Source organism: Streptomyces coffeae (assembly GCF_016741875.1).
GTDB classification, from domain to species: Bacteria; Actinomycetota; Actinomycetes; order Streptomycetales; family Streptomycetaceae; genus Streptomyces; species Streptomyces coffeae.
This window is the reverse complement of the sequence record NZ_JAERRF010000032.1, coordinates 84855-94970: the sequence shown is the minus strand read 5'-3', so window position 1 is coordinate 94970 and position 10116 is coordinate 84855. Positions and strand designations below refer to the sequence as shown.

Annotated in this window: 8 protein-coding genes; 1 reads left to right on the top strand and 7 read right to left on the bottom strand. The window is 68.8% G+C overall.

Features of this window, described 5'->3' with window-relative positions; genetic code table 11:
• On the bottom strand, positions 1 to 257 hold a 257-nt coding region (locus tag JK363_RS35110; RefSeq protein WP_201881585.1), incomplete at its 3' end, for a transposase.
• A gap of 667 nt (positions 258 to 924) precedes the next feature.
• Here JK363_RS35110 and rph point away from each other — a divergent pair.
• On the top strand, positions 925 to 3522 hold the full coding sequence (gene rph / locus JK363_RS35105) for a rifamycin-inactivating phosphotransferase (protein ID WP_201881583.1): 2598 nt from the start codon (positions 925 to 927) through the stop codon (positions 3520 to 3522).
• Between the two features lie 258 nt (positions 3523 to 3780).
• On the opposite strand, the gene JK363_RS35100 is transcribed toward rph, so the two are convergent.
• The 6 genes from JK363_RS35100 to JK363_RS35075 form a co-directional block, all read right to left on the bottom strand.
• Positions 3781 to 4428, bottom strand: coding sequence for a class I SAM-dependent methyltransferase (locus tag JK363_RS35100; RefSeq protein ID WP_201881581.1), 648 nt, complete (start codon positions 4426 to 4428; stop codon positions 3781 to 3783).
• 312 nt (positions 4429 to 4740) lie between these two features.
• Positions 4741 to 5604, bottom strand: coding sequence for an ABC transporter ATP-binding protein (locus JK363_RS35095; RefSeq protein WP_201881579.1), 864 nt, complete (start codon positions 5602 to 5604; stop codon positions 4741 to 4743).
• Positions 5601 to 6641, bottom strand: coding sequence for an ABC transporter ATP-binding protein (locus tag JK363_RS35090; RefSeq protein ID WP_201881577.1), 1041 nt, complete (start codon positions 6639 to 6641; stop codon positions 5601 to 5603). The genes JK363_RS35095 and JK363_RS35090 overlap by 4 nt, the downstream gene beginning before the upstream one ends.
• Positions 6641 to 7504 (bottom strand): ABC transporter permease, encoded by an 864-nt coding sequence (locus tag JK363_RS35085; RefSeq protein ID WP_201881575.1) that lies wholly within the window; start codon positions 7502 to 7504, stop codon positions 6641 to 6643. Before JK363_RS35085 ends, JK363_RS35090 begins: the two co-directional genes overlap by 1 nt.
• Positions 7501 to 8469, bottom strand: a complete 969-nt coding sequence (locus tag JK363_RS35080) for an ABC transporter permease (protein WP_201881573.1) — start codon at positions 8467 to 8469, stop codon at positions 7501 to 7503. The genes JK363_RS35085 and JK363_RS35080 overlap by 4 nt, the downstream gene beginning before the upstream one ends.
• On the bottom strand, positions 8466 to 10097 hold the full coding sequence (locus JK363_RS35075; RefSeq protein WP_236076341.1) for an ABC transporter substrate-binding protein: 1632 nt from the start codon (positions 10095 to 10097) through the stop codon (positions 8466 to 8468). The genes JK363_RS35080 and JK363_RS35075 overlap by 4 nt, the downstream gene beginning before the upstream one ends.
• Between the last annotated feature and the right edge of the window lie 19 nt (positions 10098 to 10116).

The following is a 10116-nucleotide window of genomic DNA, read 5'->3' as shown; positions in this document are numbered from 1 at the left end:
GGCTCTGCCCGCAGCAGGCCGACATCGGCCAGGCAGTCTCCGCCGAGAGCGGTCGCGAGCGCCACATCCAGCAGGATCTTCCCCGGATCGTGCACTGCGCGCGGCTTGCGCCATGGCACAAGCGCTGCTGATATCGCACTGTCCAGCCCGGACTTGCGGACCGTCTCGATCAGCCGAACCGATCCGGGCTGCGTGGCCACACTTCGGCCACCACTCTCGACGCGGACATGCGGGTAGCACCCGATGCGCTTCTTCACCTGGGAAGTGCCTCCGGCTGGAGCAGGTTGGGTGCCGGCCGATGTGAGCTACGGCAACCGTCAAGCGTCCGCTGGGCGAGCTTGGCCCAGCACTCGCATGGCGCGACGACCTCCGGGAGATGGCGGCGCGCTCGACGTTCGGGCCTTGCCGACAAGGGAAAGAACTTCTGGTTCCGCGGCTGCATCCGTAGGCCGATGGGACATCCCCCTGGGCCAACGATGCGTACCCGTACGCGGCGCGCCATCACTTCCACTTCGCGAGAAGCTTGTCAGTTCCAGCGGACGGCAAAGGCAAAGGCAAGGAGATCTCTCTCCTTGCCACTCTTAACGTATAGCGCACTGGGGGGCTTGCGGCAAGACCCGGGTGGTGGCGCAAAATCGTCGGCCGAGGCTACAACCTGCGGAAACGGGGGCACGACGTGCGTGTGTTGTCGACGTATGGGGGACGCGGTGACGTCGAACCAGTGGTGGGACTGGCAGTGCGGTCGCGAGCGCTCGGGGCGGGGTGCGCGCCGCCCGACTGGGCGGAGCGGTCGGCCGACTCGTCAGAGGGAGGGCAGCCAGAGACGAGGACGCGCCTGACAAGAGGCTCAACAGAGCTGGAGGCGCCGGTGATTCGATCGGCCAGTGCAGTGCAACGGGACACGACTGCCTCGGAGGTATCGCGATGATCGAGCGGTACGTGTGGGATCTTCAAGAGGTTGGCGAGACGCAGGTCGCGGTCGTCGGCGGCAAGGGCGCGCACCTGGGCGGGCTGTCGCGGATCGAAGGCATCCGCGTGCCGGCCGGCTTTTGCGTGACGACGGACGCCTTCCGGCGGATCATGGCGGAAGCGCCGTCGATCGACGATTGGCTCGATCAGCTGTCGCGCCTGAACCCGGACGACCGGAGGGCGATCCGCACGCTCAGCGCGCAGATCCGCCGGACCATCGAAGGGATCGCCATCCCGGGCGATCTCGCGGCGGCGATCACCCGCGCGCTCGCCCAGCTCGGCGAGCAGGCCGCCTGCGCCGTCCGATCCAGTGCGACGGCGGAGGACCTGCCGACGGCCTCCTTCGCCGGCCAGCAGGACACGTACCTGAACGTCGTGGGGCCGACGACGATCCTCCAGCATGTCAGCCGGTGCTGGGCCTCGCTGTTCACCGAGCGGGCCGTGACCTACCGCCAGCGGAACGGCATCGACCACCGTACGGTCCACATGGCCGTGGTCGTGCAGCAGATGGTCTTCCCGCATGCGGCCGGCATCCTGTTCACGGCCGACCCCGTCACGGGCAACCGGAAGGTCGCCACCGTGGACGCCGGCTTCGGCCTCGGCGAGGCCCTGGTCTCCGGCCTGGTGAACCCGGACGTCTTCACGGTGCGACACGACGAAGTCGTCGCCAAGGCGATCGCCGCCAAACAGCGTGCCGTTCGCGCCCTGCCGGCCGGTGGTACACAGGAAGCGGCGATCGACTCGCAGCGGCAGGAGCAGCCGGCGCTGACGGATGCGCAGGTCGTGCGGCTCGTGCAGCTCGGGCGGCGGATCGAAGCGCACTTCGGCCGCCCGCAGGACATCGAATGGTGCCTGGTCGACGATGACTTCCAGATCGTTCAGAGCCGGCCGATCACGACGCTGTTCCCCCTCCCCGAGACCGGCGACCAGGAGAATCACGTCTACGTCTCCGTCGGTCATCAGCAGATGATGACCGACCCCATGAAGCCCCTGGGGCTCTCCATGTGGCGACTGACGGCCATGGTGCCGATGCACGAGGCCGGCGGGAGGCTGTTCGTCGACGTCACCCGGCGCCTGGCCTCGCCCGCGAGCCGCGTCGGCCTCCTGGACGTCATGGGGAGAGGCGATCCGCTGGTCAGGGACGCGCTGGAGACCGTCCTCGACCGCGACGACTTCGTCCCGTCGCTCCCGGACGCGGGTCCCGGCGGGCCGCCGGCCCGCGGCGCGTCCGCCCCGATCGAGACCGATCCGGCCATCGTCACCGAGCTGATCGAGCGAAGCCAGGCGTCCATCGCCGCCCTGCAGCGCGACATCCGGACGAAGACCGGACCGGCGCTGTTCGACTTCCTGCTGGAGGCCTTCGAGGAGCACAAGCGAGTCCTCAGTGATCCGCTGAACCTTCAGGCGATCATGGCGGGGATGGAGGCCACGTGGTGGCTCAACGACCAGCTGCAGGAGTGGCTGGGCGAGAAGAACGTGGCTGACACGCTCACGCTGTCCGCCCCCGACAACGTCACGTCGGAGATGGGACTGGCGCTGCTCGACGTCGCGGACGTGATCCGCCCGCATCCGGAGGTGGTGGCGTTCCTGCAGGGCGTCGAGGACGAGGGCTTCCTGGACGAGCTGGCGAAGCTCGCGGGCGGGACCGAAGCGCGCGACGCCATCGAGGCCTACCTCGACCGGTACGGCATGCGCTGCGTCGGCGAGATCGACATCACGAGGCCACGTTGGCGCGAGCGCCCCACCACGCTCGTGCCCGTGATCCTCGACAACGTGAGGAATTTCGAGCCGGGCGTCGCCGAGCGGCGCTTCGAGCAAGGGCGGCAGAAGGCGCAGAAGAAGGAACAGGACGTGCTGTCACGCTTGCGGTCCCTGCCGGACGGGGACCGGAAAGCCGACGAGGCCAAGCGGATGATCGACCGGGTCAGAACCTTCATCGGGTACCGGGAGTACCCGAAGTACGGCATCGTCAGCCGCTACTTCGTCTACAAGCAGGCCCTGCTGGAGGAAGCCGAGCGCCTCGTGCGGGCCAACGTGCTTCCTGAGAAGGAGGACATCTTCTACCTCACGTTCCAGGAGTTCCACGACGTCGTGCGCTCGAACCAGGTGGATGGCCGGCTCATCCAGCAGCGCAAGGACGCGTTCCGGTCGTACCACGCGCTCACACCGCCCCGGGTGCTCACCTCGGATGGTGAGGCCGTCACCGGGGCGTACCGGCGCGACGACGTCCCGGCCGGCGCCCTGATCGGGCTACCGGTTTCCGCCGGGACCATCGAGGGAAGGGCCCGCGTCGTCCTTGACATGGCGGAGGCCGATCTTGAAGCGGGCGACATCCTGGTCACGACCTTCACGGACCCCAGCTGGTCGCCGCTGTTCGTCGGAATCGCGGGCCTGGTGACGGAGGTGGGCGGCCTGATGACCCATGGCGCAGTGATTGCCCGGGAGTACGGCTTGCCGGCCGTCGTGGGCGTGGAGCAGGCCACCCGGCTGATCCGGGACGGGCAGCAGATCCGTGTGCACGGAACCGACGGGTACGTCGAGATCCTGCCTTGACCGACCACACCGAGAAGCCCCATCCGTAGCGCGCGTACAGGACCCTCAGCACGTCCTGTCGTTGCAGCTCAGAGCGATCGCCCAGCTCGATACCCGCCAGGAGCCCAGGGCATCGAGGGTGTTCCTCGGAGTTCCCTCGTTCGACCACATCGGAGCTCGAACGGTTGGTGAGCCCTGATCACGAGTCGACGCCTGGAGCCTGACGGCTCCCCATCCGGCAGGTTGGATGCGGCCATGCGTTCGATCGAACGGCCCTTCCTAGGCTTTGCGGGCGAGCAGGTGAATCTCCTGGAACTGCCTTCGGTCGGTGGGCTGAGGCTCGCGAACCATCCGGGCCACCTCGGCCAACCCGGACTTGCGCAGCATCACGGCGAGGTGATCAGGCCACCACCGATAGGCCGGCGCGACTGTGTGATCGAAGACCTGCGTCGGGTGAGACGGATCAGCGCTTGCCGAAAAGCCGATCAGAAGGTGGCCGCCAGGTGCCAGCACACGATGGAACTCCGCCAGGATGACGGGGAGTTCCTGCGGCGGAGTGTGGATGATGGACCAACGTGAGAGTACGCCGCCCAGCACGCCGTCACCGATGTTCAACGCGGCCATCGAGCCCACATCGAATCGCAGATCCGGATAGGCCTGTCGAGCCAACTTGATCATTGCAGGAGAGGCATCAACACCAAACGCCGCCAGCCCCAGCTCGTCCAGATGAGCAGTGATATGACCAGGCCCACACCCCAGGTCCGCGACCTGACCGTCCCCACTCGCACGTACGACCTCGGCGAAGGCACCCAAGATCGCACGGTCCAAGGGACTCTCACGCAGCGTGTCGCGGAACAACTGCGCATAGGTGAGGGCAGCAGCGTCATAGGCCTCGCGGGTGGCGCTGAGGGCATCGTGTTCGACCATGCTCGTGACAGTAACTCCTGGCGCCGAGGCAAGCCGAGGGAACCTGACGTCGCAGCACCGCGACCTCGTGGCGGAGTACGAGTATCTCCGCCTCCTTCGAGGCCGAACAGCAGTCCCAACGTCATGAGAAGCGATCGTGGCTCACCTGGGGAGCGCGAGAACCGGCAGGCCAAGACGATGCGCGAATAATGGCACCCTTCAGGCGGCGGTGCTGACCACCGTCGCTCAAGGCCCGGTTGACCGTTTTCGGCACGCGGCTGCTGGTTCAACGCGTCTGCTGGGGACGTCCGTCGCGGCTTTCACCGTCCCCCGTCACCCCGGACCGTGCGGCTTCAGGGGATCGAGCTCCCGGCGCCGGCGGCTGATCGAGTCGGGGTCCCAGCCCGGCCGGGGAACGGATGCCAGCAGCAGCCGGGTATAGGGATGTCCGGGTGCGGTGAGCAGGTCCGCGACGGGCCGGTGTTCCATGGTCCGGCCCCGGTACAGGACGAGCGCCTCGTCGCAGACGTACCGGACGACGGCCAGGTCGTGGCTGACGAACACCAGGCCGATGCCGGTGTCGCGGCGGATGTCCGACAGCAGGTTGAGCACCTGTGCCTGCACCGACACGTCCAGGGCGGACACCGCCTCGTCGAGCACGAGCACGGCGGGTTCGACGGCCAACGCCCGTGCGATCGCCGCACGTTGGCGCTGCCCGCCGGAGAGCTTGCGGGGCAGCGCGGCCGCCTCGCGGTCGCCGAGGCCGACCTGGGCCAGTAGCTCCCTGGCGCGGGCCGTCCGGGTCGCGCGGTCGTGGAGCCCGTGCAGGCGCAGCACCCCGTCGATGGTCGCGCCGATGCTGATCCGCGCGTCCAGCGAGAGGTAGGGGTCCTGGAAGACGATCTGGACCGCCTTGGCCCGGGCCAGCCGAGCCTCCTTCCCGCGTACGGTCGCGGCCAGCGGCTCGCCCTGGACCAGGATCCGTCCCGCGTCCGGGCGTTCGAGGCCGATCAGCATCCGGGCCGTCGTGGTCTTGCCGGAACCCGACTCCCCGACGATGCCGAGTGCGCCGCCGGCCCGTACGGAGAACGACAGGTCGTCGACCGCGACAACCTCCGCCGCTCCCGTCCGGTAGGTCTTGCGCAGTCCGCTCACCTGGAGCAGCGGGCGCGCCGCGGAAGTGGGATCGGTGGTCAACTGTCCTCCTTGCTCGGCAAACTCGGCAAAAGGGAGCCGGCTGCCGCCACGGCGACCGCGCCGGGAATAGCGGTGAGCTCGTCGGCGCGGTGGCAGGCGACCAGGGCCGGACCGTGCCGTTCCAGTGGCGGCGGTGACTGGTCGCAGTGTCCGGGCCTGGCGAAGCGGCAGCGGGCCGCGAAGGAGCAGCCGGGCGCGGAGTCCAGCAGGCCCATCGGAGCCCCGGGGATCGGGGTGAGGCGGGCGACCGGTCCGTCCGGCGCCGACAGGGGCGGGGACGAGCCGAGCAGGCCGGCGGTGTACGGGTGGCGGGGTGCGGCGAAGAGTTCGGCCGTGGTCGCCGTCTCGACGATCCGTCCGGCGTACATCACGTAGATCCGGTCGCAGGCGGCGGCTGCGAGTTCGATGTCGTGAGTGATGAGGAGCAGGCCCAGGTCGCGTTCGCGTTGCAGCCTTCCCAGGATGGCCATGATCTCGGCCTGGGTGCTGACGTCGAGGGCGGTGGTCGGTTCGTCGCACAGCAGCAGCCGGGGTTCGGCGGTGAGCGCGCCTGCGATCATGACGCGCTGGAGCATACCGCCGGAGAGTTCGTGTGGGTACTGGTTCAGGTGCCGGGCGGGGTCCGGCAGGCCGACCGCGGTGAGCAGTTCGACGGCCCGGGCGTTCGCGCGGCCCTTGGACCAGCCGCGGCCCAGGCGCAGCGACTCGGTGAGGAAGTCCCCGATGCGACGCACCGGGTTGATGCCGGCCCGGGGGTCCTGGAAGATCATCGACGCCTTGGTCGTGCGCACTGCGCGCAGACTCGCGGCGTCGGCGCCGACCAGGTCGGCCCCGTCGACACGGACCCGGCCGTCGATCCCGGCGCCGGCCGGGAACAGGCCGAGGGCAGCCCGGGCGGTGACCGACTTTCCGGAGCCGGATTCGCCGACCAGGGCGACGACCTCGCCGGCCGCGACGCTCAGGCTGATGCCGTCCAACACCGGGCGGGCCATCCCGGGCAGGGTGATGCTCAGGGACTCGTACTCGAGCAAGGCCATCAGGAGTCCCTCCCAGCGAGCCGGTCGCCGAAGCTCTCTCCGACGACATTGAAGGCGACGACGACCACGACGACCGCGACAGCCGGCACGATCGCGGACAGCGGTTCGCCCTGGAGAACGGCGGCCTGACCCTGGTTGATCATCGCGCCCCAGTCGGGTGTCGGCGGCTGTACGCCAAGACCCAGGAACGACAGGGCGGCGAGGTCGAGCAGCGCGTATCCGAAGTTCACCGTCGACTGCGCGAGCACGGTCGGGCCGATGTTCGGCAGCAGTCTGCGGACCGCGACGAACATCGCGGAGTGCCCCTGCACGCGGTAGGCGGCGATGTAGGGCCGGGCCTTCTCCTGCACGGCCAGGCCGCGCACCAGGCGGGCGGTGTACGGCATGTAGGCGATCGCCATGGCGAGCACCGGCGCCGTCATCCCCTTGCCGAAGATGGCCACCGCGAGGATCGCGAGGAGCAGCGCGGGGAAAGCGAACACGATGTCGAGCATCCGGCCGACCATGGTGTCGACCCACCCGCCCCGCCAGGCGCTGAACAGGCCGACGGCAATGCCCGTCACGGTGGAGAACAGCACCACCGCGAGCGGCCCGGCGAGGCTGGTACGCGTTCCCTCGATCAAGGCCGAGAAGGTGTCGTGGCCGCCCTGGTCGGTCCCCAGCCAGTGGTCGGCGCTCGGGCCCGCGAGGGTGGCGTCCAGACCGCCGAAGGTCGGATCCTGGGGCGCCAGCCAGGGCGCGAACAGCGAGACCAGGACGAACAGGACCAGGAGGAGCAGGCACAGGCGCTGGAGCCAACCACCGCCGAGGGACCGGAGCCGGGTGAGCGGGCCTCGCACCACACCTGCGCTCTGTGCGCTCATCGTGCACCCCCCGCTGCCGCCACCCGCGGATCGATCAGCGGATGCACCAGGTCCACCAGGGCGTTGACCACGACGAACGCGGCCACCACGAGCAGCACGATCGCCTGCACCACCTGGAAGTCCAGCTGGTTCACCGACTGCACCAGCAGGGACCCCACGCCCGACATGCCGAACGCGGTCTCCACGATCGCGGTGCTCACCAGCATCCCCGAGACCAGCAGCGCGGAGACCGTGACGATCGGTCCGAGCGCGTTGCGCAGTACATGACGCCGGATCACGGTACGGCGCGGTGTGCCCCGGCTCAGCGCGACCTCGACGTGCTCGCGGCGCAGCTCGTCCAGCATCGCCGAGCGGGTCACACGGGCCACCAGGGCCATGAAGGTCACCGACAGGGCGATCGCGGGAAGGACGACGTGGTGCAGTCTGTCGAGTACGCCGCTGCCGTTCCCGATGGTGGGGAACCAGCCAAGCCGTACCCCGAACACCGACCTCAGCAGCAGTGCGGCGACGAAGGCGGGGGCGGCGGCCCCCACCGTCACCAGCAGCATCAGCGTGCCGTCGGTACGCGTACCCCGTCGCAGCGCCCCGACCATGCCGGCCGCGACGCCCACCACCGCGATCATCAGCGCCGACACCCCGACCAGCAGCAGGGTGGCCGGCAGGCGCGAACCGATGACCGAGCTGACGTCCTGGTGGAAGAGGTAGGACCGGCCGAAGTCGCCGTGGAGCACGCCCTCCAGCCACTGCCCGAACCGGACCAGGAACGGCTCGTCGAACCCGTACTGCCGCCGGATTTCGGCGAGTTCCTGCGGGCTCGCGCTGCGTCCCCGCACCAGGAAGCTCGCCGGGTCGCCCGGCGCCAGGTACAGCGAGGAGAACACCAGGAACGAGGTGACCAGGAGGGTCGCGGCCATCCCGGACAGTCTGCGCAGGATCCGTAGCGCCCGCGTCGCCGCGCGACTCATCCCTTCGCCCCGATCTCGGCTGCCCAGGGGTAGTACAGGTAGGCGATCGACGGCTGGACGCCGGTGATCCGGTTGCCGAGGAAGACGCTCACGGGCTGTGTGTACAGGGGCAGCCAGGGCAGTTCCCGCAGGGCGATCCCCTGCGCCTTCGCGCTGGCTTCCGCATGCCCGGCAGGTTCGTACGTGCCGACGGCCTTGTCGACGGCCTTGTCGAAGTCCTTGTTCGACCAGTTCCCGTAGTTGGTGACGGCGCCGGTCGTCAGGGAGGTGTACATGTCCATCGGGTCGGTGATCGACGTGTACCAGAAGGTGAGGAAGAGGTCGATGTCATGGCGGGCGGCAGGGTCGGTGAAGAGCGTCGAGTACTTCTCCGCGGAGAGAGTGTCGATCTTGGGGTCGAGCCCGATAGCCTTGGCCGCCTGGGCGACAGCCTGCGTGATGATCTTCGTCTGTGAGTCGAGCGGGCTGGTCGCGATGACGACACGCTGGCCCCGCACTCCGGCCTTCTTCGCGAGCTCCTTGGCCTTGGCCGGGTCGTACGGGTAACGCGGCAGGTCCTTGGCGAGGGCCTTGCGGGTCGCGGCGGGCGCGTTCTTCCACAGGTTGTCGGTGACCAGCGAGTCGGCGACCTCGCCGACCCCGCCGGCGCCGGCCTTGACGATGCCCTTGCGGTCGATCGCCATGAGCAGGGCCTTGCGCACCTGGGCGTCGCCCAGCGGGCCCTCGAGGTTGCTGACCACCTCGTCGGCGACGGTGGTGTTGCGGCCGAAGTAGAGCTTTCCGGCCTGGGACGAGCGGAGTTGGCCGTAGGAATCGGCCGGGACCATCCAGCCGCCGTCCACCTCACCGCTCTGGAAGGCGTTGACGCGGGTCGTCGCATCGCTCAGGAACACGAACTTGACCTGGCCCGCCTTGGCTTTGAGCTTGGGGTTCCAGTAGCCGTCGAACTTCTTGAGCACGAGCGACTGGCCCGGGGTCCAGGACCGGAAAGAGAACGGCCCGGTGCAGTTCACGCCGCTCTTGGGGCTGCCGTAGTTCTTGCCCTCCTTGGCGAGGGTGGCGGCGGACTCGACGGTGCCGGGGCTGGCGGCCATCGCCTGGTTGAAGGTCGAGTCCGGCTTCTTCAGCTTGACGGTGACTTCCAGCGCGCCGGACTGGCTGACCGACTTCACGTTGCGGAACGAGTTGACCCAGGCGCTGCCCACGGACGGGGTGAGGTGACGGCGCAGCGAGGCGACGACGTCCTTCGCGGTGAGCGACGTCCCGTCGTGGAAGCGCACATGGGGGCGGATCTTGTAGACCCAGGTGGTGGGCGTCGGATTGCTGTACGAGGTCGCGAGGTTCGGCGAGGTCGTCAGATCCGGGTTCCAGCGCAGCAGGCTCTCGCAGACATTGGAGAGGATCTGGTTGGGCGGGTAGTCGAAGGAGTAGGCGTAGTCGATCGAGGTCGGCTCGGCGAAGATCGACCAGGTGAAGGAGTCAAGTCCGCCTGAAGCGGCTGGAGTTCGGTCCGTGAGTTGGTACGCGATACTCGTGCTGCCGCCTTTGTCCGGGTTCGCGGTGCCGCTGCACGCACTGGTGATGAGCACCGCGCCCGCCGCGAGGAAGGTCCCCACGGTGCGCCGCAATGGTCGTGTCTGTCGTATC

What these genes read in the sequence shown, in the direction of transcription:
- JK363_RS35100 (WP_201881581.1), bottom strand. Translation starts at nt 4,428, where the DNA reads ATGGTCGAACACGATGCCCTCAGCGCCACCCGCGAGGCCTATGACGCT.
- JK363_RS35090 (WP_201881577.1), bottom strand. Translation starts at nt 6,641, where the DNA reads ATGGCCTTGCTCGAGTACGAGTCCCTGAGCATCACCCTGCCCGGGATG.
- JK363_RS35080 (WP_201881573.1), bottom strand. Translation starts at nt 8,469, where the DNA reads ATGAGTCGCGCGGCGACGCGGGCGCTACGGATCCTGCGCAGACTGTCC.
- JK363_RS35085 (WP_201881575.1), bottom strand. Translation starts at nt 7,504, where the DNA reads ATGAGCGCACAGAGCGCAGGTGTGGTGCGAGGCCCGCTCACCCGGCTC.
- rph (WP_201881583.1), top strand. Translation starts at nt 925, where the DNA reads ATGATCGAGCGGTACGTGTGGGATCTTCAAGAGGTTGGCGAGACGCAG.